This is a genomic window from Corynebacterium sp. HMSC036E10 (genome assembly GCF_001836265.1).
Classification (GTDB): Bacteria; Actinomycetota; Actinomycetes; order Mycobacteriales; family Mycobacteriaceae; genus Corynebacterium; species Corynebacterium coyleae.
Map to the genome: position 1 here is coordinate 12,683 of NZ_KV827986.1, position 23,935 is coordinate 36,617.

Annotated in this window: 27 protein-coding genes and 1 pseudogene; 13 read left to right on the plus strand and 15 right to left on the minus strand. The window is 62.7% G+C overall.

Going from position 1 to position 23,935, the window contains the following annotated elements; all coding sequences use genetic code 11:
• Positions 1-44: 44 nt before the first annotated feature.
• Positions 45-725 (minus strand): response regulator transcription factor, encoded by a 681-nt coding sequence (locus tag HMPREF2736_RS07845; protein WP_070423005.1) that lies wholly within the window; start codon positions 723-725, stop codon positions 45-47.
• The gene (locus tag HMPREF2736_RS07850) at positions 722-1,834 is read right to left on the minus strand and encodes a sensor histidine kinase (protein ID WP_070423004.1); all 1,113 of its coding nucleotides are present in this window, start codon (positions 1,832-1,834) and stop codon (positions 722-724) included. Before HMPREF2736_RS07850 ends, HMPREF2736_RS07845 begins: the two co-directional genes overlap by 4 nt.
• A gap of 139 nt (positions 1,835-1,973) precedes the next feature.
• Here HMPREF2736_RS07850 and HMPREF2736_RS07855 point away from each other — a divergent pair, with 139 nt between their 5' ends.
• Both HMPREF2736_RS07855 and HMPREF2736_RS07860 read left to right on the plus strand, forming a co-directional pair.
• Positions 1,974-2,162 carry a hypothetical protein gene (locus HMPREF2736_RS07855; RefSeq protein WP_070423003.1) on the plus strand — a complete coding sequence of 63 codons (189 nt, stop codon included), beginning with the start codon at positions 1,974-1,976 and terminating at the stop codon, positions 2,160-2,162.
• A complete protein-coding gene (locus HMPREF2736_RS07860; RefSeq protein ID WP_070423002.1) occupies positions 2,144-2,851 on the plus strand; it encodes a hypothetical protein in 708 nt (235 codons plus the stop codon). Before HMPREF2736_RS07855 ends, HMPREF2736_RS07860 begins: the two co-directional genes overlap by 19 nt.
• A gap of 37 nt (positions 2,852-2,888) precedes the next feature.
• Here the strand turns inward: HMPREF2736_RS07860 and HMPREF2736_RS07865 are convergent, their stop codons facing one another.
• Entirely contained in the window at positions 2,889-3,203 is a 315-nt protein-coding gene (locus tag HMPREF2736_RS07865; protein WP_070423030.1) for a metal-sensitive transcriptional regulator, read from the minus strand.
• 34 nt (positions 3,204-3,237) lie between these two features.
• Entirely contained in the window at positions 3,238-5,370 is a 2,133-nt protein-coding gene (locus HMPREF2736_RS07870; RefSeq protein WP_083279506.1) for a heavy metal translocating P-type ATPase, read from the minus strand.
• 174 nt (positions 5,371-5,544) lie between these two features.
• Here HMPREF2736_RS07870 and mnmA point away from each other — a divergent pair, with 174 nt between their 5' ends.
• Entirely contained in the window at positions 5,545-6,630 is a 1,086-nt protein-coding gene (mnmA, locus tag HMPREF2736_RS07875; protein WP_070423029.1) for a tRNA 2-thiouridine(34) synthase MnmA, read from the plus strand.
• A gap of 46 nt (positions 6,631-6,676) precedes the next feature.
• Here the strand turns inward: mnmA and HMPREF2736_RS12230 are convergent, their stop codons facing one another.
• Positions 6,677-6,928: a hypothetical protein gene (locus tag HMPREF2736_RS12230; RefSeq protein WP_141740862.1), complete on the minus strand. Its 252-nt coding sequence runs from the start codon at positions 6,926-6,928 to the stop codon at positions 6,677-6,679.
• Positions 6,929-6,953: 25 nt separating this feature from the next.
• Between HMPREF2736_RS12230 and HMPREF2736_RS07880 the strand changes: the two genes are divergently transcribed.
• Both HMPREF2736_RS07880 and HMPREF2736_RS07885 read left to right on the plus strand, forming a co-directional pair.
• Positions 6,954-7,235, plus strand: coding sequence for a hypothetical protein (locus HMPREF2736_RS07880; RefSeq protein ID WP_141740861.1), 282 nt, complete (start codon positions 6,954-6,956; stop codon positions 7,233-7,235).
• 901 nt (positions 7,236-8,136) lie between these two features.
• Entirely contained in the window at positions 8,137-8,997 is an 861-nt protein-coding gene (locus HMPREF2736_RS07885) for a uroporphyrinogen decarboxylase/cobalamine-independent methonine synthase family protein (protein ID WP_070829341.1), read from the plus strand.
• 4 nt (positions 8,998-9,001) lie between these two features.
• Here the strand turns inward: HMPREF2736_RS07885 and HMPREF2736_RS07890 are convergent, their stop codons facing one another.
• From HMPREF2736_RS07890 to HMPREF2736_RS12410, 3 genes are read right to left on the minus strand one after another with little or no spacing between them, the layout of a single operon-like run.
• Positions 9,002-9,676 carry a 3'-5' exonuclease gene (locus HMPREF2736_RS07890; protein WP_070423028.1) on the minus strand — a complete coding sequence of 225 codons (675 nt, stop codon included), beginning with the start codon at positions 9,674-9,676 and terminating at the stop codon, positions 9,002-9,004.
• A gap of 45 nt (positions 9,677-9,721) precedes the next feature.
• Positions 9,722-10,342, minus strand: a complete 621-nt coding sequence (locus tag HMPREF2736_RS07895) for a Fic family protein (RefSeq protein ID WP_070422997.1) — start codon at positions 10,340-10,342, stop codon at positions 9,722-9,724.
• Positions 10,333-10,497, minus strand: coding sequence for a hypothetical protein (locus tag HMPREF2736_RS12410; RefSeq protein WP_167594517.1), 165 nt, complete (start codon positions 10,495-10,497; stop codon positions 10,333-10,335). Before HMPREF2736_RS12410 ends, HMPREF2736_RS07895 begins: the two co-directional genes overlap by 10 nt.
• Positions 10,498-10,624: 127 nt before the next feature.
• On the opposite strand from HMPREF2736_RS12410, the gene ligA reads away from it, so the two are divergent.
• Entirely contained in the window at positions 10,625-12,652 is a 2,028-nt protein-coding gene (ligA, locus tag HMPREF2736_RS07900; protein WP_070829342.1) for an NAD-dependent DNA ligase LigA, read from the plus strand.
• Here the strand turns inward: ligA and HMPREF2736_RS07905 are convergent.
• The 4 genes from HMPREF2736_RS07905 to HMPREF2736_RS07920 are packed head-to-tail and all read right to left on the minus strand — an operon-like array spanning position 12,597 to position 15,066.
• Complete coding sequence (locus tag HMPREF2736_RS07905) at positions 12,597-12,875, minus strand: hypothetical protein (protein WP_070829343.1); 279 nt, start codon at positions 12,873-12,875, stop codon at positions 12,597-12,599. The genes ligA and HMPREF2736_RS07905 overlap by 56 nt on opposite strands.
• Positions 12,872-13,885, minus strand: a complete 1,014-nt coding sequence (locus HMPREF2736_RS07910; RefSeq protein ID WP_070829344.1) for a serine hydrolase domain-containing protein — start codon at positions 13,883-13,885, stop codon at positions 12,872-12,874. The genes HMPREF2736_RS07905 and HMPREF2736_RS07910 overlap by 4 nt, the downstream gene beginning before the upstream one ends.
• A complete protein-coding gene (locus tag HMPREF2736_RS07915) occupies positions 13,885-14,349 on the minus strand; it encodes an ArsR/SmtB family transcription factor (RefSeq protein WP_070820873.1) in 465 nt (154 codons plus the stop codon). The genes HMPREF2736_RS07910 and HMPREF2736_RS07915 overlap by 1 nt, the downstream gene beginning before the upstream one ends.
• A 51-nt stretch (positions 14,350-14,400) precedes the next feature.
• Positions 14,401-15,066 (minus strand): ACT domain-containing protein, encoded by a 666-nt coding sequence (locus HMPREF2736_RS07920; RefSeq protein ID WP_070452292.1) that lies wholly within the window; start codon positions 15,064-15,066, stop codon positions 14,401-14,403.
• Positions 15,067-15,167: 101 nt separating this feature from the next.
• On the opposite strand from HMPREF2736_RS07920, the gene gatC reads away from it, so the two are divergent.
• From gatC to HMPREF2736_RS07945, 5 genes are read left to right on the plus strand one after another with little or no spacing between them, the layout of a single operon-like run.
• The gene (gene gatC, locus HMPREF2736_RS07925) at positions 15,168-15,467 is read left to right on the plus strand and encodes an Asp-tRNA(Asn)/Glu-tRNA(Gln) amidotransferase subunit GatC (RefSeq protein ID WP_070422994.1); all 300 of its coding nucleotides are present in this window, start codon (positions 15,168-15,170) and stop codon (positions 15,465-15,467) included.
• Between the two features lie 3 nt (positions 15,468-15,470).
• Positions 15,471-16,952: an Asp-tRNA(Asn)/Glu-tRNA(Gln) amidotransferase subunit GatA gene (gene gatA, locus HMPREF2736_RS07930; protein WP_070829345.1), complete on the plus strand. Its 1,482-nt coding sequence runs from the start codon at positions 15,471-15,473 to the stop codon at positions 16,950-16,952.
• Positions 16,936-18,261, plus strand: a complete 1,326-nt coding sequence (locus HMPREF2736_RS07935) for an MFS transporter (protein WP_083323028.1) — start codon at positions 16,936-16,938, stop codon at positions 18,259-18,261. The genes gatA and HMPREF2736_RS07935 overlap by 17 nt, the downstream gene beginning before the upstream one ends.
• Positions 18,262-18,271: 10 nt before the next feature.
• The gene (locus HMPREF2736_RS07940; RefSeq protein WP_070829347.1) at positions 18,272-19,303 is read left to right on the plus strand and encodes an ATP-dependent 6-phosphofructokinase; all 1,032 of its coding nucleotides are present in this window, start codon (positions 18,272-18,274) and stop codon (positions 19,301-19,303) included.
• Between the two features lie 18 nt (positions 19,304-19,321).
• Positions 19,322-19,846, plus strand: coding sequence for a mismatch-specific DNA-glycosylase (locus HMPREF2736_RS07945; protein ID WP_070829348.1), 525 nt, complete (start codon positions 19,322-19,324; stop codon positions 19,844-19,846).
• Positions 19,847-20,134: 288 nt separating this feature from the next.
• Here HMPREF2736_RS07945 and HMPREF2736_RS11990 read toward each other — a convergent pair whose 3' ends face one another.
• Together HMPREF2736_RS11990 and HMPREF2736_RS07950 are read right to left on the minus strand one after the other, a co-directional pair.
• The gene (locus HMPREF2736_RS11990) at positions 20,135-20,452 is read right to left on the minus strand and encodes a transcriptional regulator (RefSeq protein ID WP_070771757.1); all 318 of its coding nucleotides are present in this window, start codon (positions 20,450-20,452) and stop codon (positions 20,135-20,137) included.
• Positions 20,452-20,889, minus strand: coding sequence for a hypothetical protein (locus HMPREF2736_RS07950; RefSeq protein ID WP_070452306.1), 438 nt, complete (start codon positions 20,887-20,889; stop codon positions 20,452-20,454). Before HMPREF2736_RS07950 ends, HMPREF2736_RS11990 begins: the two co-directional genes overlap by 1 nt.
• 531 nt (positions 20,890-21,420) lie before the next feature.
• Between HMPREF2736_RS07950 and HMPREF2736_RS07955 the strand changes: the two are divergent.
• Both HMPREF2736_RS07955 and HMPREF2736_RS07960 read left to right on the plus strand, forming a co-directional pair.
• Positions 21,421-21,811, plus strand: a pseudogene (locus tag HMPREF2736_RS07955) (6-phosphofructokinase); the annotation flags it as partial.
• Positions 21,812-21,886: 75 nt separating this feature from the next.
• Positions 21,887-22,891 carry a bile acid:sodium symporter family protein gene (locus tag HMPREF2736_RS07960; protein WP_070829349.1) on the plus strand — a complete coding sequence of 335 codons (1,005 nt, stop codon included), beginning with the start codon at positions 21,887-21,889 and terminating at the stop codon, positions 22,889-22,891.
• Positions 22,892-22,900: 9 nt separating this feature from the next.
• On the opposite strand, the gene HMPREF2736_RS07965 is transcribed toward HMPREF2736_RS07960, so the two are convergent.
• A complete protein-coding gene (locus HMPREF2736_RS07965) occupies positions 22,901-23,854 on the minus strand; it encodes a GNAT family N-acetyltransferase (RefSeq protein ID WP_070829350.1) in 954 nt (317 codons plus the stop codon).
• Between the last annotated feature and the right edge of the window lie 81 nt (positions 23,855-23,935).

Here is a 23,935-nt window from a genome sequence, read left to right on the forward strand (position 1 = left end):
GCACAGGGCATGATTTTGGGCGTGATACCCAGGTATGACGCGGCTTAGGAATCCAACAGATCCGCGCGCGAGACCAACCCGGTCCGGTACGCGAAAAGGGCAGCGTGCACCCGGTCGCGCGACTGTGTCTTCGCCAGCACCCGGCCCACGTGAGTTTTCACCGTGGGCATGGAGATGAACATCCGCTCCGCGATCTCGCCGTTGCTCCAGCCGCGGGCAATCGCGATGAGTACTTCGCGCTCGCGTTCGGTGAGCTCACCCAGCGCGAGGCGGTCGGCGGCGGACAGGGCCACAGCCTTCTCTGTCGGAGCAGCAAGCTTTGCGACGATCCGGTTCGTCGCCCTCGGCGAAATCACCGCGTCACCGCCTGCAACCGTGCGGATCGCGTCTAGCAGCACCTCCGGTTCCGCGTCCTTGAGCAGGAACCCGCTCGCGCCCGCGCCGATCCCGCCGAGCACGTAGTCCTCGTCGTCGAACGTGGTCAGCACGATCACCTTGGTGTCCGGATGGTGCTGGGTGATACGCCGGGTGGCGGCGATGCCGTCGAGGACGGGCATTTGCACGTCCATAAGCACAATGCCCACCGGATCGCTGTCGCACGCCTGCACTGCCTCCTCGCCGTTCGCGGCGAGCCAGCGGACCTCCATGTCCGGCTGGGAGTCCAGCACGTTGCGGATGCCGTGGAGGAAAAGCGCTTGGTCGTCAGCGAGTCCGAGAGTGATCATGGGGTGAGTGGGATCCTTGCCGTTGTGGTCCAGGTGCCGGCGGGGGTGGCGGATGCGGTCACCGTGCCGCCGGAAAGCGCCGCGCGCTGCCGCATGCCCTCCACTCCGTGGCCCGGACGAGTGGTCGCGCCGGGAGTGACCGGGTTCGTCATTTCTACCACGACGGTATCTGCGCCCCAGCGCACCGCGAGCTCGGCGTGACCGGTGCCGTGCTTCATGGCGTTGGTCAGGGACTCCTGCACGATGCGCTGGACGGTAAGCGCGGTGGCCGGGGCCAGGTGCTCGGGAGGGGTGCCCTCGGCGGTGTATGCGACGTTAAGCCCACCTGCGCGGCTGGTGGCGACCAGGCCGTCGATGTCCAGTTGCGTTGTTGGTTCAAGGGGGCGCTGTTCAGGGTCGCGCAGCAGCTCCACCACGCCGCGCATCTGGCGCAGCGAGTCGCGGCCGACGTTGCCGATGGTGCGCAGCGCCTCGTCCTTCGACTCCGGGGTGGCGGCGAAGCGCGCGCCGTCGGCCTGCGCAACAATGACGGTCAGCGAGTGGGTGACAATGTCGTGGATTTCTCGCGCCAAGTGGGCGCGCTGCTCCTGGGCTGCGCGTTCGAACTCAGCGCGCTGACGCGCCAGCTCCTGCTCCGCACTTTCGTCGGCTCGGCGTCGCAGCTCGCCGAAGAGTAACGCCACGGTCAGCAGAATGATGCTCCAGAAGACGTAGGGGAGCCGGTCGACAGGCTCGAGCGCGGTGAGCGCGGGGATGATGAACGCGGTGGCTGCGGCGTCGCCAAGCAACAGTGCAGCCGTGGCGAAGTCGCGGTGCGGGGCAGGCAGGTGGCGCCTGGCGACGTACGCGGCGAACGGCGCCACGGCGATTGTGCCGACGGGGAGCGAGTTGCAGAACGCCGCGGGAATGAGCACCGTAAGGATCGCAGCGAACGTTTCCAGTGGCCAGCGCCAGCGGGTAAACGGGGCCGCAACGGCGCAGGCCAGCAGTGCGAGCCCGACGACCAACTGTCGCGAATCCGGCAGCAGCCCAACTAGGCAGGGGACCAGCATGAACGCTGCCATGCTCGCATTGCGGATCCGCACTGCGCGGGTAGTGGAAAAGTTCATGGCCGTCCACGCTACTTGCCGCCGCGTGCAGCCGCGTCGTACTGCGGTATGACGTTTAAGAATGAAGGTCTTGCGCTACGATCGCTAGTACTGATCCAGGGGATCGATGTCCAAGGTATCTACGCAGAAGGAGGGGCAAATGTCGACTCCGGTTACCCGGATGCTCTCGAACGACGAGATCATCCGGGAATTGGCCAACATCGAAGAAGAGATGCAACCGTACAACGTCGATGTCTTGCGTCGGCTTCGCGAGGCCGGTGCCCTGAAGTTTGAAGAAGAACGCCTGTTAGAACGTTACGAAGCGTTGTCGTGGATGCTCAACGGGTAGATGTTTTGTCTGAGCACGCCTGGATAGAACACGCAACGACGTTCGTTGGTGAAATACAGGATCTGCTCGAAAACACATTAGTAGGTACCACCGCGCTAGAGACTTTCGAAACCTCCAAAGAGACCTTTCGCTCGTGGTTCAAAATCTCGAAGGAACTCGCCATAGGCAGATCGGGAAGCAACCGTTTACACCTAGCTGTCGACTTCCGGCTACGGCCAAGCAATTCCAGGAGTGGGGTTGCGGTTGAAAAAAGCTCGATAAAGGTCGAATTTAAGGCGACACAACGTTTCGTACCAATTGTTCGCTTCGAGTTCGACCGCGAAGCCAGAAACAAACCCCCGAGCCATTTTCAGTTTCACGCGGAATCCGTACCGTTGGGGTTACTCCTAGCAAGAAGCGGCCGCTACGAGGCTGCGGCGCAGCAGCAGAATATTCACTTTCCCCTCGGTGACCCGCAGTTCCGCGTCACGGTGGAGGACGTTGTGGAGTTAGTTGTTAGAGAATTCGATGCACAACCAATGCCGGGGTGGGAGGAACGCGTGGAGGAGGGGCGTAGACGATTCATTGAAATGCAAACTGAGGCAGTTATCCGGCGGGACCCCGCAAAGGCAGTTGAAGTATTACGCTCCGCCGGATGTTATGTGCAGCCTCCATCGGGGTGGACCGACGTTTCACCTCTCGCTGAGTAGGGACCCGCAACAGACGCACGAGTCCTCCCACGGTTGTCTAGGATTTCACCAGTCGAGCGATAGCTGCTGACGCTTCTTCGATCTTGGCGTCGGCTTCCTGCCCGTCGCTGATCGCATCGGCTACACAGTGCTTCAAGTGGTCGTCCAGCAAACCCAGTGCTACGCCCTTCAGCGCCGCGTTGACCGCACTGATCTGGGTGAGGATGTCAATGCAGTAGGCGTTTTCGTCGATCATGCGGTGAATACCGCGGGTCTGCCCCTCGATGCGTTTGAGCCGAGCGAGGTAGCGGTCTTTCTCGCTGATGTAGCCGTGGTTGGCCGAGTTCCCGGAAGCGGGGGTGGGGGTGTTCATCATTGGTCTCCTGGATGGTGTGCACGGTGTCGGGTCACTTGGACCGGTTAAGTATCCGGTCGGTGCTGCTCTGTGGGGTGAGATCGAGGCGGCGGAGCAGCTGCGCATTCAGAGCCACGACGACGGTTGAGGCCGACATCAGGATTGCGCCGACGCTCATCGGCATCACGAACCCGATTGGTGCAAGGATACCGGCAGCCAGCGGAACGGACAGCAGGTTGTAGCCGGCCGCCCACCACAGGTTCTGCTTCATCTTCCGGTAGGTCGCACGGGAGAGCTCGATGACCGAAAGCACCGACCGCGGGTCGGAGCTTGCCAGGACGACACCCGCCGAGCCGATGGCCACGTCTGTGCCGGCACCGATCGCGATGCCGACATCGGCCTGGGCCAGCGCGGGGGCGTCGTTGACACCGTCACCGACCATCGCGACCCTGTGGCCCTCGGCTTGTAGTTCCTTGACTTTCGCGGCCTTGTGCTCGGGACGCACACCTGCGAAGACCCGGTCAATGCCCAGGTCCCTGGCTACGGTGTCCGCGACGGCCTGCGCATCGCCGGTGATCATGACGACTTGGGCGCCCGCAGAGTGCAGTGCGTCGACGGCGTCGCGGGATTCGGGGCGGATTTCGTCGGCAAGCCGGAGTGCTCCGATCACCTCGCCGTCGGCGAGGACGTGGAGAATGATCGCGCCCTCCTTTCGCCACTCGTCGGCGACCGGGAGCTCCCCGGCGGAATGCTGCTCAAGCAGGTAGGGGCCACCGACCTCGATTACCTCACCGTCAACAGTTGCCTTCACGCCCACTGCTGGGGACGAAGAAAAGTCGATTGCCTGCGGGACGGCTACGCCACGGGCCTGAGCAGCCCCGGTGATGGCGCGGGCGAGCGGGTGTTCGCTGTCTGCTTCGGCGGCCGCTGCCAGGGCAAGCACGTCTTCTTTATCACGCCCGCCGGCGGGTTCGATCGCGGTGACGGTGGGCTCACCTTTGGTGAGGGTGCCAGTCTTGTCGAACAGTACTGCGTCGACGGTGCGCATCGATTCGAGCGCGAGCCGATCCTTGATCAGCACCCCGCCACGGGCGGCGCGCTCGGTCGCGATCGAGACGACCAGCGGGATCGCAAGGCCTAGGGCGTGGGGGCAGGCGATGACGAGCACCGTGATAGTGCGCACTACCGCTTCATTTGACACACCGACGACGGTCCAGACCACGGCGGTCAGAATGGCGGCGCCGAGGGTGAACCAGAACAACCACGCGGCGGCCTTGTCTGCGAGGCGCTGCGCCCGCGATGACGATTCTTGCGCATCGGTGACGAGCTTTTGAATGCCGGCCAACGCGGTGTCGTCACCCGTGGCCGTGACCTTGATGCGCAGGCCCGAGTCTGTCGCGATGGTGCCAGCGACCACGTGCTCGCCTTCACCGCGGCGCACCGTTTTTGATTCACCGGTGACCATCGACTCGTCCATGCTGGCGCTGCCGTCGACAATTGTGCCGTCAGCAGGCACGGACGCGCCGGGTCGCACGATCACGACATCGCCGACCTCAAGATCCGCCGGGGTGACCTTCACCACTTCGTCGCCGTCGATCTTCTCGGCCTCGTCGGGCAGAAGTGCGGCGAGCGAATCCAGGGCCGAGGTGGTCTGGGCGAGGGAGCGCATCTCGATCCAGTGCCCCAGCAGCATGATGACCACCAGCAGCGCCAGTTCCCACCAGAAATTCAGCCCGCGGTCTAGCAAGTTCAGGCTCGCACCCCAAGAGGAGACGAAGGCGACCGTGATCGCGAGGGCGATCAGCAGCATCATGCCGGGTTTGCGGGAGCGGATCTCTGAGACAGCACCCGTCAAGAACGGGCGACCTCCCCAGAAATAAATGACCGTGCCCAAAAGCGGCGAGATCCACCGGACCCATTCCGCGTCAGGCAGCTGGTAGCCGATGAGATGGGCGAAGGTTTCGTTAAATCCGACGACCGGGATCGCGAGAACCAGCATGATCCAGAAGAGCCTGCGGAACTGGGCTACGTGATCGCCGTGGCCTGCGTGGTCATGGCCTCCATGTTCTCCGTGGCCCGCGTGCTCGGTACTGCCGTGACGGGAATGGGCCTCGTGAGCGTCATGCTCATGATGGCTGGCGTGCCCACCGGGTCCGGTGCCGGAGTGGGCGTGCCTGTCGTTCATGGTTCTGTCCTTTCGTTGCAGTTCATGGTTGTGATCGGTTCGGCCGCGCCGGGGGCTAGCGCGGCGATCGTGTCCCACGCTAATACCCCATGGGGGTATATGTCCAGATGGTGGTCTCGATGCATGCAGCCGGACGTTTCACCTTTCGTGGGCACGGGACTACACTGCGCCGACATGCGAGTATTAGCGGCGATGAGCGGGGGAGTCGACTCTTCAGTCGCGGCGGCGCGTCTTGTGGAGGCCGGCCACGATGTTGTCGGCGTGCACCTTGCATTGAGCAAAGACGCGCAGCAAACGCGCGAATCCGCCCGCGGGTGTTGTTCGCTCGAGGATTCCGCCGACGCGCGCCGCGTGTGCGACAAGTTGGGCATCCCGTTTTACGTGTGGGATTTCTCCGACCGGTTCAAAGAAGAGGTCATCGACAACTTCGTGTGGTCGTATGAGCACGGCGAAACCCCGAATCCGTGCCTGCGCTGCAACGAGAAGATCAAGTTCGCAGCCCTGCTGGACCGCGCGGTGACGCTCGGTTTCGATGCGATTGCAACAGGGCATTACGCAATTATCGACGACGCCGGCAACCTGCGCCGTTCCACCGACCCGAACAAAGACCAGTCGTACGTGCTCGGCGTGCTTACTCGCGACGAGTTGGACCGCTGCATCTTCCCGGTCGGCGATACGGAGAAGCCCCAGATCCGTGAGGAGGCCGCCCGCCACGGGTTTGCCACCGCGTCCAAGCCGGATTCTTACGACATTTGCTTCATCCCCGACGGCAACACCCAGGCGTTTTTGGGCCGCTCAATCGGCATGCGCCCCGGCATGATCCGGGACACCGAGGGCAACGAGCTCGCCGAGCACGACGGCGCGTTTCAGTACACGATCGGCCAGCGCAAGGGGTTGAACCTCCGCGTGCCTGCCGCTGACGGCAAGCCGCGCTACGTCACCGATGTGGACACGGCCACCGGAACCGTGACCGTCGGCCCGCGCGACGCGCTGCGTGTCACGGAGATCACCGCCGACCGCTTAAAGGTGCTGCACCCGGCGATGTCCGACGCAGGCGAGTTTGAGGCGAACGTGCAGATCCGCGCCCACGGTGGCGTTGTGCCGTGCACTGCGCGTATCGAGGGCGACCAGATGACGCTTGCCCTCCACGAGCCTCTCGAGGGCGTCGCCCGCGGCCAGGCGGCGGTGCTGTACCTGCCGGACCCGGACGGACTGGGCGACATCGTGCTTGGCTCCGGCACGATTTGCGCCACTGGGTAGAGTTCTGGCCCACCGGGTCCTGCAAACCTCGTTAGTCGCACCTCGTTTATAGCCGAAAAGGAGATGCGGACAAGCTGTTGGAGTGCATGTGGGGGACTTTGTCTCGTTGTTCTGCACTCAGTGCTTGTCGGTGTTCGGCGATGGTGGTGTAGCCGTCGCCGAGTGTCGACTTCAATCGTCTGTGGAGGTAGAAGTCGATGTGGGTGTCAATATAGTCGCGCATCTGCGCCACCGTCATTGTCTTGCCTGCGGGAACAGTTGAGTACGGGTTCAACGCTAATGGTGACGCGGTAGCCATTGACTCCAATGGTCGGAAAACAGTCTTGTCTTCAGCAAAGAAGATGGATGCCGAGCTGAATACAGTACCAGTCCAGACTATGGCGGCAGAGGACCAAAACGATAAGGGAGTTCTTAGCGCAGCTGCCGCAACCATTGCCGGTTGTGCTGGTGGCGTAATCGGTTACGATACAATCATGGAAATTCCAGAGAAGAGGGTTTCCTACTGGGGCTTGGTAAAGTTCCTCGCTAAGAAAATTGGACCAGGACTTGCGATCAGCTGCATTGCCAGTGCAGGTGGCGTCTTTTCAACCTACATAGGGTGGTAAAACATGCGCTCATTGGTAACGATTTGCGGATTTTTAGTGGCACTTGGCATATTTCGTTTTTACACTGATATGCCTTGGTTCCCTTCTGTATTCTTTGGAGGCATCGCTGGGCTTATCGCAGGTGTAGCTCTGACAAAATCCGGGTGGCAGGCAGCCCGTCGAATTGTGTATAACTTTTCTCGGGGATGGTCCTAGCGCTGAGTGCCAGGATTGAATCAAGGTGGGGTGCAAAGCACTCGCACTATGAAAGGTTGGTGGGCCCACTCGAGCACTAAGCGGCGTGGGCCCGCCAACTGCATAGGCCGTTCAGAATGAGAGCGCTATGAGCTCTACCCTGGAGCTGCAGTCCATCTTCTTTAGCAGGGAAGACACCATTCTTTTTACGTGGGGCTCCGAGTAGAACAACGCGTTTGTCCAACTGCCGACAATAGACGTCTCGCCCTCCTCGGAGGTTATCTACTTCAAGGGTTTGGGAAGTCGCCGAACGTTCCACGGGGGCATTCCACAGCGTTTCTATACCTCAACAGTGGCCTTGAGACCAGTGCCGAGGGCAAGACTCCGGACGAAAGATAGAACGCCATTGAGGGCACACACCCTCGAGTTCCACTACGTTGGTCAAGACTGCACTCAGACCGAATACTTAATCGAGCGCGATAAAATGTCGGACGCTTACTCCAAAACTGGAATGGTCGCGGTTTGAGCCGGGAGGCGTGGTCTATCTCCGACAGGATCCACCTGCCCTTTTGTGCCATTATGCAAAAGGCCGGCAGGTCTAGAAAGCGGTTGGCGGGGCGTGGGAGCAGACGAAGGCGCGATCGGGCGACAAAAGAAGTAGCGCAGCAGGGACGTGTCAGGCTATGCGTTGAGCAGTGCCTAGGCGCTACCGCGTAACATCAGCGCCGTGACAACACTTCCTACCACCGCGTTCGGCCTCGGGCCCCTGCCCGGCACCGACCTCGCGCAAGCCGCGGACGTGGTGCTTTCCGAGTCGCCGCTGCCACACATCCCGCAACTGCCAGATCGCGGCGCCGGCTTCGACCTCGTCGGCCGCACCGCCGCGCTGCTCGAGATCCCGATCGCTCCAGGCCCGCGCGGCTGGCGCGTGGCTGCCAGAAAGCGTGCCGACGCCGACCGCATGGCCCGCGACCTCGACCACCTCGAAGCGCTCTGGCACGGCAAGACGGACGCCGTCAAAGTCCAGCTCGCCGGCCCGTTCACGCTTGCCGCTGAGGTGGAGATGCCCAACGGCCACCGCATGATCACCGACCCCGGCGCGCTACGCGATATCACCGACGCGCTCCTGCAGGCGAGCGCGGACCACGTGCGCGACATCAAAACGCGCTTCGGCGCCACGGTGCTCCAACTCGACGAGCCGCGCCTCGGCGACGTCATGGCCGGCACGCTCAAAGGCGCGACCGACTACGAAACCATCGCGGCGATCCCGGAGCCACAGGAGACCCTGCACCGCTTCGGCGAGCACCTGTTGCACACGCCCATGCTTATCGACGACACCCCGTGGCAGACCATCGACCCCCGCACCTGCAACCGCGACGCGCTGGCACGATTGCTGGATACGGGTGCTCGCATTGCGATCCCGACCATGCAGCCACGCGAGCTCTACCGTGTGTTCGACGAGTTACAGATCGACCCGGCACAGACCCAGATCGATGTGTACGCCGAGCCGGCAGACACGCTGCTTGCGTGCGCGCGGAATTACGCTGCCGCCCGCGAAATGCACGAAGAACTCGCAAGCCAGCAGTAGCGCCCTAACCCTGCATCGGCCAGGCGGTGAGCACGCCGGAGGCGTCGCGCCCGTTGGCCTCAAAGTACTTCTTGCGGTCGGTCTGCATGCGGAAGTACTCCACGGCCTGCCACTCCATGAGGTCGCCGGACTCCATCTCGGCCAGGTCTGGGTAGGCCTTGCGCACCTGCATCCACGCCACACGTGCGGCGGCGAACGCGTCGGCGGTCGCCTCGTGGGCGTTGTCGATGCGCACCCCGTAGTGCTCACACATCGCAGTCAGGTTCCGTGGGCCCTTGCGGTAGCGGTCCTTCGCCCGGTCGACCACCAGCGGGTCGAACACAGGGCCGGTGACGGTGAAATCACCGGTGAGGTTGCGCAGCACCGTCAGGTCGTAGGGGGCGTTGAACACCACGAGTGTCAGGCCGTCTTCCCAGCCCTTCTTGATTGCCTCGACCGTCTCGCGCACCACCTCGTCGTGGTCGCGACCCTCCGCACGCGCTTTCTCCGTCGTAATGCCGTGCACCTTGGCGGCTTCTTCGGGGATTTCAATCCCGGGGTCGGCGAGGGTTTCGTTGGCGTCGACCACGCCGTCGTCGATACGCACTAGCGCAGACGTGACCACGCGAGCCTCGCGCGGGTTAGCGGAGGTGGTCTCCAGGTCGAAGGAGAGCATGCGGGAGGCATCGAATGTGGCCATGCCGGTCATTGTAACGAGCGCGCCGACACGAGTGATCCAAAGTCGTTAACCGAGCTTGCGGACTCCGATAAAGCTGGAGAGCGGAGTTGGATCTCGATTGAGGTCATAAGTGCGCAACAGGTCGATGTACACGCTCTTATCCAGGTCCCAGTCGTATTCATAAGTATGGGGAAGACCCTGTGACGCAGCAAATACGAGATCAGCCATGAGACGGGTGACTCGGCCGTTACCGTCGGTGAACGGATGGATACGAACTAGCTCAGCGTGGGTAGCAATACCCAACTGTCTGGCGGTGAGTAACGAAGCCTCTGCTTGATAACCAAGATTGCCAAAGGAAGCATGTAACTCAGTGGAAATGAATTGCGGATCCACACCGATATTGAGCCCAGTGCGACGGAACGCTCCAGACCAGGTCCAGATGCCGTCGAATAACCACCGGTGAAGCTCGACAAGGAACGATGTTGTCAGTATCTCGTCGAGATGAAGTTCCGAATTGTCGATGTCCTCGAGAACCCTCGCACGAGTAACTGCAAGGGTCTGCTGTTCGAGGCTATGAATTGTGAGCTTGTCAGGGATACGGTCAAAATGTTCGAGCAGCGCCGGTTCGAGCGCACTCATCTCATCTCCGTCGAGCGGGGTTTCGCCGTAGCCGGGGTCTAACCCCATCCGCGTTCCTCGAAAAGCCGTGAGAGGATTTGCTGTTCAAGCTCGGACGGTTCGTAGGTCTCAGGAACGGCACGGCTCTCAAGTGCCATCGAGGCACGTGCAGCGCGGATCGATGCCCCGGATGCTTCAAAGCATTGCGCGTGTGTTGCTGTCATGGTGTGCCTCCCTTCTTCTAGCGCATTGTAGTAGCAGATCGAGTGCCTTGCGGAATACAGCCTGGTGAACTTGGGAGGCCTGCTGCAAGCGACAGGATGATTGTTCTAACACCTACACTGGCTCCTCGTGAGTGAAATTTCCGCTGATCTGCACCGTGAATGGGACGAACTAGCCGCAGAGGTCCGCAAGCACCGCGACCTGTACTACAACGGCCAGCCGGTGATTACCGACGCCGAGTTCGACGAGATGTTCCGCCGCCTCCAGAAGATGGAGGAGGAACACCCGGAGTTGGCGGTGCCGGATTCGCCGACCAAGCAGGTCGGTGCGCCGACGGCCGATTCCGCGTTCGCGGACGTGACACACCCCGAGCGCATGATGAGCCTGGACAACGTGTTCTCCGAAGATGAGATGCGCGAGTGGCTGGACAAGACCCCGGGGCCGTACCTGACGGAGTTGAAGATCGACGGGCTGTCCATCGACCTGATCTACGAAAACGGGGAACTGACCCGCGCAGCTACGCGTGGCGATGGCACCACCGGCGAGGACATCACCGCCAACGCGCGCGTCATCGAGGACATCCCGCACAAACTCACTGGCGACGCACCCGCGTTCCTCGAGGTCCGCGGCGAGGTATTCATCCGCCCTGAGGACTTCCCGGAACTCAATGAGTTGCGCCAAAAGGAAGGCGGCAAACCATTCGCCAACCCCCGCAACACGGCAGCCGGCGGCCTGCGCCAGAAGAATCCGGAGGACGTGAAGAAGCGCAAACTGCGTATGATCTGCCACGGCATCGGCGCGCGCGAAGGCTTCAATCCGGCGACCCAGCACGAGGCGTACGAGAAACTCGCCGAGTGGGGCCTGCCGGTCTCTGAGTACACGCGCCGGGCTGAGACTGCGGACGATGTGCTCAAGGCCGTGAAGTACTGGGGTGAGCACCGCAATGATGCGATCCACGAGATGGACGGGCTTGTGGTCAAGGTGGATTCCGTCGCTGAACAGCGCGGGCTTGGCGCGACGTCGCGCGCGCCGCGTTGGGCGATCGCGTACAAGTATCCGCCGCAGGAAGTAACCACGAAACTGCTCGACATTGAGGTCTCTGTCGGCCGCACGGGCCGCGCGACGCCGTATGCGGTGCTGGAGCCGGTGTTCGTCTCAGGCTCGACGGTGTCTATGGCAACCCTGCACAACCAGCATGAAGTCAAGCGCAAGGGCGTGATGATCGGCGACACCGTGGTGGTGCGCAAGGCCGGCGAGATTATCCCCGAGGTGCTGGGCCCCGTTGCAGATCTTCGCGACGGCACCGAGCGCGAATTCGTCTACCCCGAGAACTGCCCCTCGTGCGGCACGAAACTTGCTCCCGCGAAGGAGGGCGACGCGGACTGGCGCTGCCCGAATACCCGCTCGTGCCCCGCACAGCTCGCCACCCGCCTGGAGTACATCGCATCACGCGGCGTATTCGATATCGAGGCACTCGGCGAGAAGGGCGCGGTCGACCTCATTGCCTCCGGGGTGCTGGAGGACGAAGCGAAGCTGTTCGACCTCACCGAGGAGGACCTGAAAAAGTCCAGCGTGTACACCCGCAAGGACGGCGAGGTCAACGCCTCCGGCAAGAAGCTCCTGGCCAACCTGGAAACCGCGCGGCACGCCGACCTGTGGCGCGTGATCGTGGCGCTATCCATCCGCCATGTCGGCCCCACCGCGGCTCGCGCGCTCGCGTCGCGCTTCCACTCGATGCAATCGCTTATCGACGCCCCCGTGGCCGACCTCGCCGAAACCGACGGCGTGGGCGACGTGATCGCCGAGAGCTTCAAAGAGTGGTTCACCGTGGACTGGCACCAAAACATCGTGGACAGCTGGGCCGCAGCCGGCGTGACTATGGAGTCGGACGATCAGGACCGCGCCCCGCAGACGCTGGAGGGGCTGACCATCGTCGCCACCGGCACGCTGGAGGGCTTCACCCGAGATGAAATTAAGGAAGCCATCCTGTCCCGCGGAGGCAAGGCGGCGGGTTCGGTGTCGAAGAAAACCGACTATGTGGTCGTCGGTGAAAACGCCGGCTCCAAGGCAGCGAAAGCCGAAGAGCTGGGCCGGCCGATCCTCACCGAGGCGCAGTTTGTGCAGCTGCTCGAGGGCGGCCCCGACGCGCTTGCGTAAGGCGCGCGGCGCTGAGGCCGACCAGCGCTGCCGCCCAGACGGCGAGGGCCCACCACAGCCAGATGGGGAACTGGCCGTTCCAGTTCACGCCGAATGAGAGCAACCACATCACCACTGCGGTGATGACCGCGTTGACGAGGGCGTAGATGGGGCCCTTGGCATTCCGCACGGCGCCGAAGGTCGAGGACGCAAGGAGCAGCAGAATCATGACGAGTGCGATCATCGGGTTTCCTCCATCAGGTCGATGCCGAGCGCGTCTACCCAGGCTTCGGTGTCGCCCGCGACGAACGCGGCGCGACTGTGGTCGGCGCGTTCCGGGTCCCAGACCAGCATGGTGCGGAAACCGCCGGTGCCGCCGTTGTGGAACGTGATTTCTTCACCGCCTCCGTCGAGGCTTGCCCAGCCATAGTCGGGCACACCGTGCGAGGACACCCATTCCACGTATTTGGCCATGTCGGCAGCAGTGGAGCGGATCGCGCCAGCCGGGGCCCAGCCGTCCATGTCCCACGGGCCGGCGGGGTGCCCGTTGGCGGCCAGGCCTGTCGGTGCTTCGTCGACGGTGCCAGGTAGCGCCACGTAGGTCGACGTCATGCCAGCGGGCTCGAAGATTCGGGTGCACAGCAGTTCGTCGTAGGGCACGCCGGCGTGTATGGCCAGCAGCTGGCCGAGCAGCGCGTGGCCGTAGTTTGAGTATTGTTCCTCGCCGCGGTTGTTCAGCTCGGCGGAACCGGCGGCGTCGAGTATGTCCTGCGGTGTGTCGCGCCGGTAGGGATTGCCGCCGTCGCGGATGTTCGCCACGAACATGTCCGCGAGGCTCAGACTTTCGGTGGGGGCGAGCCCGGAGGTGTGGTTGAGCAGCTCCTCGATGGTCACATCGGCGACGGGGGCGGAGGGGACGTCGATAAGCTCCTGCACCTGAGTATCCAGGCTGAGCTCGCCGGCGTCGATGAACTGGCGGACAAGCTCCGCGTTGAATGTTTTGGTGATCGAGCCGATTTCGAAGTCATTGTGCTCGTCGGCGCCGAGGCCGCCGAAGCGGACTTCGCCGTCGTCGTAGGTGAAGGCGGCGAGGTTGCGGTGGCCGTCTTCCGCGAGGTGTTCGAGGGCGGAGGAGATCTCGGCATCGCCAGTGTGCTCAGAGGCCACGGAAATGTCGCGGGGGCCGGTGGAGAGCATCAACGCGGCGGCGATGGCGGCGGCGATTACGCCGGCAGCAATGTTGGTAGCGCGCATCAGTGGTCCTCTCCGGCGATCACGATCGCCATGAGCGGGATAACGCGGGCCGGGGGAATCTCGAACATCCCGCCCTGCTTGCGCACCCAGCCGGCGGCCTGCAGTTCCTTCAGGTGGTGGTACGCGGTGCCGGTGGAGGAAACCAGCTCAGATTCGACCAGCTCCGTCACGCTCGCCGGTGCGGCTAAAAGGTGGCGCAAGATGGCGCCGCGGACGGGGTGCGCGAGCGCGGCGATGCGGTCCATTGCGTCGTCCCACGGTTGGTCCGTGATCCACGCTGTTGGGCGGATCCATTCGTAGGAGTAGGTGCCGGTCGGAAGCTCCACGTCGCCTTTGAAGGTGACTGTTCCGTGGTCCGCCTCAGCTCCGGAACCGGGGAGTGAGGTGGACTCGGGCGATGAGGCCTGTTCGAGCGCGGCGACGCGTGCTTCGAGGTCAGAGAGGCGTGCTTCAATCGGTTGCATGCTTTCTAGAATTACAGAATTCTAGAAAGCATGCAACGGCTGAGGTCTGCGCTAGCGCAGGATCGCGCCGATGATGTAGCCCAAATCGCCGACCTCGCGCACCTCGGAGGCCAAGAAATCGGGACCGCCCACACGGCCGACGACGAGCACGAGGTCGGTGCCGTGCAGGGGTGCCACGGTCAGGGCGGTGTCCAACTGGAACCAAGACTCTGGCACCCATTCGTCGAAATCGGGCTGCAAGATGCGCGCGCCCTCGATTGCGGGCATCTGCGGGGTGGAACCGTCATCCTCGGGCGCGGCGGAGGAGGCAGCGACGCGCTCCAAACCGGCGTCGGTGTTGCTCAGCACCACCGCCCAGGAGGAGGTGACGGCCTTCGGCATGACGTTGACCAACTCTTCGAGCGTGTCGGCCTGTTTGCCCGAATGTGCCGCGATCTGGGCGAGCATTTGGATCTGTCCGCGGCGGTCGACGCGCCCGGTGAAGGGGCGGATCGAGTCCACTTCGGCGCCGTCGACGGATGCGACGGCGGTGATCAGGGTGTCCACCATGACTCCGGTGGGCAGGGTGACCACGATGTCGTCGGTCACGGTGCCGTCGAGTGAGGACTCGACGATGTCCACGGAGTTGATGTCGGCCTCCACGATGCCGAACGCCTCAGCGAGCTGGCCGAGGCTGCCCGGCACATCGGGGAGTGAAACGCGGATGAGGTACGACATGGCCTTATTTATAGCAACTGGGGGAGAAGAAGCGGTGGCGCGACGTGACGTAAGATAAGGCGCGTTAATCGCAACCCACGTTATGCCGAAGGGATGGGACTGTGGCTGAGATTTCACGCGACGAGGTGTCGCGCATCGCACGCCTGGCGCGAATTGCGCTGAAAGACGAGGAGCTGGACACGATTGCCCAGCAGCTGGACACGATTGTGGAAGCAGTGTCGAAGGTGCAAAGCGTGGACACCGAGGGCGTGACCCCGATGAGCCACCCGCACTCCATCGACGCCGGTATGCGCGCCGATGTGGAAAAGAAGGTGCTGACGCAGGAGCAGGCGTTGGATCAGGCGCCGGCTGTGGAGGACGACCGCTTTATGGTGCCGCAGATTCTCGGAGAGGGAGACTAAACGATGACGCAGTACACGATTCCGGCAGAGGGGCTCGTCGCAAAGCCAGCGCACGAACTTGCGGCGATGATTCAGGCTGGCGAGGTCACCTCGCACGAAGTTACCCAGGCGTTTTTGGACCGCATCGCGGAGATTGACGACGAATTGGGGGCCTTCCTGCACGTCGGCGCCGAAGAGGCTCTGGCTGCGGCTGACAAGGTCGACGAGCAGGTAAAGAACGGTGAGAAGCCGGCGTCTGCGCTTGCTGGTGTGCCGCTGGCACTGAAGGACTTGCTGGTGACCACGGATGCGCCGACGACGGCTGCGTCGAAGATGCTTGAGGGCTACATGAGCCCGTACGACGCTACTGTGGTCAAGAAGCTGCGCGCCGCTGGCATCCCGATTCTGGGCAAGACCAACCTGGATGAGTTTGCCATGGGCTCTTCCACGGAGAACTCCGCGTACAAGCAGACGAAGAACCCGCACGATTTGGAGCGCGTCCCGGGTGGTTCCGGTGGCGGCACCGCTGCGGCGCTTGCATCTGGTGAGGCCCCGCTGGGCATCGGTACCGACACGGGCGGCTCGATCCGCCAGCCGGCATCGCTCACCGGCACCGTTGGCGTGAAGCCGACCTACGGTGGCGTGTCGCGCTATGGCGTGATCGCCTGTGCGTCCTCGCTCGACCAGGTTGGCCCGTGCGCGAACAATGTGCTTGATACTGCGCTGCTGCACGAGATCATCGCTGGCCACGACGAGTTCGACGCTACCTCCGTGGACCGCGAGGTTCCGGCGTGTGCCGACGCAGCTCGTGAGGGCGTTTCGGGTGACCTCAAGGGCGTCAAGATCGGACGCGTCAAGCAGTTCGAGCGCCCCGGCACCCAGGAAGGTGTCAAGGAAGCGATCGACGCCGCTTACGCCCAGCTTGAGCGCCAGGGCGCAGAGATCGTCGAGGTCGACTGCCCGAGCTTCGACGACGTCATGGGTGCGTACTACATCATCCAGATGTCCGAGGTGAGCTCGAACCTCGCGCGTTTCGATGGCATGCGTTACGGCCTGCGCGTCGGCGACGACGGCTCCCGCTCCGCTGAAGCAGTCATGGCAGCCACCCGTGGCGAAGGCTTCGGCGGCGAGGTCAAGCGCCGCATCATCCTCGGCACCTATGCGCTGTCGGTGGGCTACTACGACGCCTACTACCTGCAGGCGCAGCGTGTGCGCACCCTGATCGCGCAGGACTTTGCCAAGGCGTTCGAGGGCTGCGACGTCATCGCCGCACCGTCTGTGCCGTCGACCGCCTTCAAATTGGGTGAAAAAGTCGACGACCCGTTGGCGATGTACAACTTCGACCTGTTCACGCTGCCGCTGAACCTGGCTGGTTTGCCGGGCATGTCGGTTCCGGCGGGCAACGCCTCCGATACCGACCTTCCGGTTGGTCTGCAGTTGATCGCCCCGGCGTTCGAGGACGCACGCCTCTACCGCGTGGGTGCCGCATTTGAAGCCGGCCGTTAATCCCTGGAATACCCTCGCAGCCCTGGCTGCGGGGTATTTTCTTGTCCTGATCGACCAGGGCTTCATGCCCGTGATCACCCCGCTTCTGCCGTACGAGGTCGGCGGCGCGGTGTGGCTGACCAGTGTGTACTTGCTGTGCACGGTCGCGCCGATGCCGGCTACGGGCCGGCTTGGCGACGCCTTCGGGCAGCGCCGCATGTTCCTCACCGGCCTGGCCGTCTATGTTGCGGCGCTGGCACTGGCAGGCGCGTCGTGGTCGTTCGGTTCCCTGATCGTCGCGCGTGCGCTCCAGGGCTTCGGCGCTGCGGTGTTCCTGCCGCAGGCCTTCGGGCTGATCCCGCGCGTGTTTGCCGACGACAAGCAAGGCCGCGCATTCGCCGTATGGGGCGTGATCGGTTCGGTGGCGTCGCTAATCGGGCCGGTCGTTGGTGGTGCGATTGCGCAGTCCCAAGGTTGGCGTGCGGCGTTTTACGCCCAGGCGGGGCTCGGGGCGGTTGCGCTGGTCGCCGGTGTCATTGCGCTGCCACGATTAACGACGACAGGGGAGCGGGTCACCTTATTACCGATCGTGCTGTCCTTCGGCGGGCTTGGGCAGTTGGTCTACGGCATCCAGTTCGGCTATTGGCCCTCGATCCTGTTCGGTGTGCTGCTGCTGGGCGTGCTCGTTCTGTCAGCACGCAACGGCACCGATGACGGGTTCCTACCAATCGAGCTCCTTTCGGACCGCGCCTTCTCACTGGGCACGCTCGGCGTGGCCTCCATGGGGTTCACTGTCGCCTCGATGTTCATCCCGCTGATGTACTGGCTGCAGACGGTCGCTGGAGCGTCGCCGTCGGCAGCGGGCCTGATCACGGCGCCGATGTCGGTACTTGCGCTGGTGCTTACCCCGGTGGCCGGCTACCTGACGGATCGGCGCAACCCCGGCAAGCTCTGCGCGATCGGGTTCACGCTCAGCGCTGTGGCGCTGGTGCTGGCGATCGCGCTCATCAACGCCGGCGCTAACCTGTGGTGGTTCACCGCAGTCACGGCGCTGCTCGGTATCGGTGGCGCGTTTGTGTGGGCGCCGAACGCGGCAGTCACCATGCGCGGCATCACCGAGGGACAGACCGGCGCTGCGTCCGGGTTGTACAACACCGCGCGCCAGGTTGGCAGCGTGCTCGGCGTGGCACTCGTGGGGGCAGTGCTCGCCTCCGGAGAGATCGATGTGACGGCGTCGAAGGCGCTGGTGTTGCCGGTTGTGGCGATGGTGGTGGGCGTGGTGTCGTCGATACGCATTGCGCCGCGGGCAGGGGCAGGCGCAGCGCGCTAGGCTGGCGTGCATGCGACTTGCCACGTTGACCTCTGGAGGAGATTGCCCCGGACTAAACGCCGTTATCCGCGGCGTGGTCCGCACCGCGAACACCGAATACGGCTCCACCGTCGTCGGTTACCGCGACGGTTGGGTCGGTTTGATGGAGGACCGCAGGGTCGATCTTTACGACGATGCCTACATGGACTCCCTGCTTCTGCGCGGCGGCACGATCTTAGGCACCGGGCGACTGCACCCGGATAAGTTCAAGGCCGGGCTCGACACGATTAAGGCCAACTTGGACGATGCTGGCATCGACGCACTGATCGCCATCGGTGGTGAGGGCACGCTCAAGGGTGCGAAGTGGCTCTCCGACAATGGCATCCCGGTTGTGGGCGTGCCGAAGACGATTGACAACGACGTTGCCGCGACCGACTACACCTTCGGGTTCGACACCGCAGTGTCCGTGGCCACCGACGCGATCGACCGCCTGCACACCACAGCAGAATCCCACAACCGCATCCTGATCGTTGAGGTCATGGGCCGCCACGTCGGCTGGATCGCCCTGCATGCCGGCATGGCGGGTGGTGCGCACTACACCGTGATCCCGGAAGAACCGTTCGACATTGCGGAGATCTGCAAAGCGATGGAGCGTCGCTTCCAGATGGGGGAGAAGTACGGCATCATCGTCGTCGCCGAAGGCGCGGTGCCGAAGGAAGGCACGATGGATGCCGGCCTCGGCGAAGAAGACGAGTTCGGTCACAAGACCTTCAATGGCATGGGCCAGATCATTGGCGACGAGGTGAAGAAGCGCCTCGGCTACGACGTGCGCACCACCGTACTTGGCCACATCCAACGCGGAGGCACGCCGACCGCCTACGACCGCGTGTTGGCCACTCGCTACGGTGTGCACGCCACCCGTGCGGCACACGACGGAAACTTTGGCCAATGTGTGGCCCTGCACGGCGAGGACATCGAGCTGGTCGCGCTCGAGGATGCAGTAGCAAAGCTCAAGACGGTCCCGGAGCGCCGCTACGCCACCGCAAAGGCGATGTTCACATAGCACCTGGACGCGCACGCTATGAAAAACCGCATTCCTAACCCCTGCCGCCTGCTCATCGTCGGCATCAACCCAGGCCGCCTCACCGAGGAGGTGGACGCGCCGTTTGCCTACCCGGGCAACCGCTTCTGGCCGGCGTTGGAGGCTGCAGGCATCACCCCGTACCGTGTCCACGCCAATGAGGGGTTATCGGAGGAAGACGCGGCCATGCTCGCCGAGCGCGGCATCGGGTTTACCAACCTGGTGGGGCGCATGACGCCGAAAGCGTCGGACCTTTCCAAGGCGGAGCTCGTGGAGGGAGGGGAGGCGGTGCGGAGTGTCGTCGAAAAGCATCAGCCTCAGGCGGTCATGTTCGCTGGAATCGGGGCGTACCGCGATGCCTATCGACGACCAAAGGCCACCCGCGGCCTCCAACCTGAGACTCTTGCGGGAGTGCCGGTGTGGGTAGTGGGCAACCCCAGCGGGCTCAACGCGCACGAGACGGTGGCCACGCTCGCCGAGAGCTACCGGGAGGTCTGGAAGTCGACCGCGCGGGAACGGCGGTAAAGCCAGATCAGCAGCACCCACAGCAGGACCGTGACCGCGATCGAGCCGACGAGACCCGCGACACCGGGAAGCTCACGGGACTTGACTACCGCGAGAGCGAAATGTTGCGCTATCGGCACATCTGTCCTTCCCTCTCGGTCTTGGGTTGAAGAAATTGCGAGGATGTCGGCGGAGGAGCATAAACCTAGTGGGACGGGGATTGTTGGATCTTCCGATTCGATGAGTAGTGCTCTTGAGTTTTAGGGCACTTCCATCCCATTCACGGTTAAAGATGGTCTCTTCTCTCAACTATTCTGTGTGTGCGGAAAAGCCCATAACTATACGGTCAAGGCATGCGAGATATGAGGAATACGATTGGCGACCTTTCCTAGTCAGGGAGAGGTCAGTTGTGGACTTCTTTCCTACAAATCCCTTCGCAACGCTGACCATTCCCGCGTCTTCGAGAGCGCTAATACTTTTTGACAAGGTAGGATAGCTGAGGTCTAGGTGTTCTTTTAGCGTCTGGTATGTAGCAGAATCTACCGACGCTAGGCACGCCATTACCCCCAGCCTGTTGGGCGAATGAAGGAGGGGGTCGATCCCCTCCAAGGCTTGACTGATCTCCACTAGCTACCCGACTTAACTTTCCAGGCGCCAAGCCCCGCAAACGGGATGGCCGTCAGCGCAGCAATTAGAAAAGCCACTGCCGGGGGATTCGCGTCTCCGCTCGTGTTTGCCCAGCTCCATTCGCCGATCACGACAACGGCAATCGATAGGAGAGTGGCGGCCACGTAAGCCCTTTTCCATCCGTAGGGTTGAACCTTCCTTGTTTCTCTGATCCCCACCGCAACGGCAAGGGTCGACAGGAGATAGAGGAAAGGGGATAGTACGTAAGCTACGGACAGCCATACGGAGGAAGAGGTCTGCGAGATTAGGTGGATGCTCACGAAGAGAAATGTCAATCCCGACATCAACAAGATCCAGTACCCCTCTTTTTTGGAGACCTTTTGAGGCGATGCTGATCGGCTGGCTTGGGCTCTGTCGGTGAAGCGACCTGCAGTCATTTTGGCGATCCTTCCTTCAAGTTGCCTACAGTGTAACCGCTTTCCATTATGGCAACAAGGTGGGATCAGTGCGAATGTCCGCGCCAAGGGTGTCATTAAATTTCCAAGTCTCTCCATTGGAAGAAAAGTATTAACGGAGGGTGGTTCTTCCTGCATTGAGCCGTCGGGCAACTTCGGCTTTCGTTATCCCCTCACTCACCCACTTGCGCGCCTGAGCTAGCTGTTTGTCGCGGAGAGCTTTTGCCTGCCCGACCTTTGTAGACACCGCGGGCTTTGGCTCTGGAAATACCTTCGGCCTGTCGCTCGCGAATGATGGCACGTTCAGCCTCAGGCAACGGCCCGAAGTGTGCACCTGGACGGAGGCCGCGGCCCTGGAGCAGCTGCTTTGCGACGTCCTGCAGGCCCAAACCGGCGACACTTTGTGGGGGACAGTGCACGTGGGCAATGGGCCGTCGATAGGCAATGCGCTCGCTGTTGACCGCGAGAAGACGGCGGCATTTGTGTGGGTGCAGAGGCGGGGCGAGCTGTATCGCGAGCACGACAGGTGGTGCGCACTACACCGTGATCCCCGAGGAGCCGTTCGATATTGCAGAGATCTGCAAAGCGATGGAGCGTCGCTTCCAAATGGGGGAGAAGTACGGCATCATCGTCGTCGCCGAAGGTGCGGTGCCGAAGGAAGGCACGATGGACGCTGGCCTTGGCGACGAGATGAAGAAGCGCCTGGGCTACGACGTGCGTACCACAGTGCTTGGCTACTTGCGACGGTGTGCACGCCACCCGTGCAGCCCACGACAGCAACTTCGGCAGCTGTGTGGCTCTTCGTGGCGAAGACATTGAACTTGTTGCGCTCGAGGAAGCCGTGGCAAAGCTCAAGACGGTGCCCGAGCGCCGCTACGCCACCGCAAAGGCGATGTTCACCTAAGCCACGCTGGGGTTTCCTAACGCAATCTCCAAAACCGCCCCGAGAGTCCATAATGTGAGAGTAGAATCTCACGCTATGAGTCTATCGAGTGGTGGGGCGACCACCGCCGAAGATCGTTCGGCCCTGATCGCCTCTGTTGTCTTCCCGATCCTCGTCGTTGTCGGCGGCTGCATCGGATACTTCACCCCGTCTGTTGTTGCGCCGATTACCGGGTGGACAACCTGGCTTCTGGGCGTGGTCATGTTCGGCATGGGATTGACGTTGAAGGTTGCTGATTTTGCGATCATCGCGAAGCGCCCAATGCCTGTGCTCATCGGTGTGATCGCGCAGTTTGTCATCATGCCGGTGCTCGCCGTGCTGATCACGTGGCTGCTGAAACTGCCGCCGGAGATCGCCGCAGGCGTCATCCTCGTCGGCTGCGCCCCGGGTGGCACGACCTCCAACGTGGTGACCTACCTCTCCCGCGGTGATGTGGCGCTGTCGGTTGCGATGACCACGGTGTCCACGCTGCTCGCGCCGATTTTCACGCCACTGCTCACCCTGTGGCTGGCGGGGCAGTACCTACCGGTAAGTGCGGGTTCGATGGCGATCTCAACGGTGAAGATGGTGCTGCTTCCTGTCCTGCTCGGCCTGGCGATTACGTTCTTCCTGCCGAAGATCGCAGAGGCCATTCTGCCCGCGCTGCCGTGGATTTCCGTTGGTGCCATTGCCGCCATCGTCGCGATCATCGTCTCGGGTTCACGGGACAAGATTGTCGAAGCTGGCCTGCTTGTCCTTGTAGCAGTGATGATCCACAACCTGTTCGGCTACGCGCTTGGCTACTTCACCGGCAAGGGGACGAAGCAAACAGAGTCGGCATCGCGCACCATTGCGGTGGAGGTCGGGATGCAAAACTCCGGTCTTGCCGCGACGCTGGCGGTGCAGTACATGACCCCGCTGGCCGCCCTGCCAGGTGTCATCTTCTCGGTGTGGCACACCCTGTCGGGCGGGATTTTCGCCATGGTCATGCGCCTTCGCGACGACCGCGCGAAGCGCTCCGGGACGTCAACCACACCCAGCGCTGAGCCTGTAACGGTCTAGGGCAACGCGCTACAGCTCGCCTCGGCGTGCGACCCAAACAAACGCAGCGATTTTCTCGCGGCCAACAGCGAGCGCGTTGCCCAGCGACGGCCCATTGCCCGCATGGATCGTCCCCCACAACGTGTCGCCGGGGTGCGCGGGAAGAACGTCGCACAGGTGCTGCATTGCAGCGGGGGCGAGGCCGCGGCCGCGCGCGTGGTCGTCGAGAAGAAACTCGTAGACCTGAAACCCCCGCATGCCGTTGGCATCGTCACGCGCTGCGGCGATAACGCCGGCGCGTTGGCCTCCAACTTCCACTGCGTACAGTGCGCCTGTTTCTGCGCAACTTTGCAACTGCGGCAATGTCGCTGCTTCGGTCCAGGTCGCCACGTCGGGCGTTTGCTTCACGACGTTGCCCAGCACGTCATCTGCGTATTCCACCATGTCCTCTGGAGCTGCCGGGATAAGCCTCACCTGGTCGCTCAGCGGGCGGCGTGGACTAGCACGCAGCTCGGAGACGAGGCCAGCAACGATCCACTGATCCACATCGGCGCTCTCCGGCGGGTTGGGCAATTCGAACCGGATTGCAACCGGCGCAAAATCAGCGAACTCGCGGTGCAACTGTGCTGCATACGGTGCTAACCCGTCGTACTGCGGTGATACGGACGTAGCGACGACATGCACAAACGGCTTCTTGGGATCCAGCCCCAAAAAGCGGATGCCGGCGACGCACCAGTGACCATCAGTGAACTCAACGTGCCGGTTCGCCCACGCAAGCGGGTCCTCTACGGTCGGCCCGTCGATGCTGTTGAGGTGATCGCGAAATCCCACGCCGAACTCGCGGTTAGCTACGTGCTCCGCGTGCGGGCGCATTTCCTTTCGCGCGAGGCGGAGGCGTTCGTCTCGCGGGTACCAGTCGCGCAACTGTCGGGGCATCCAAGCCTCGTAGGCGCGAGTCATCTGTGCAAGTAATTCGTTGTCCATCCTCCGCACCTCTCAGTCTTGAAGGAGGTTTTATTTTAGGTAAATTTCGCCACGGCGAGCTGGAGCGCGAGCACAACGGGT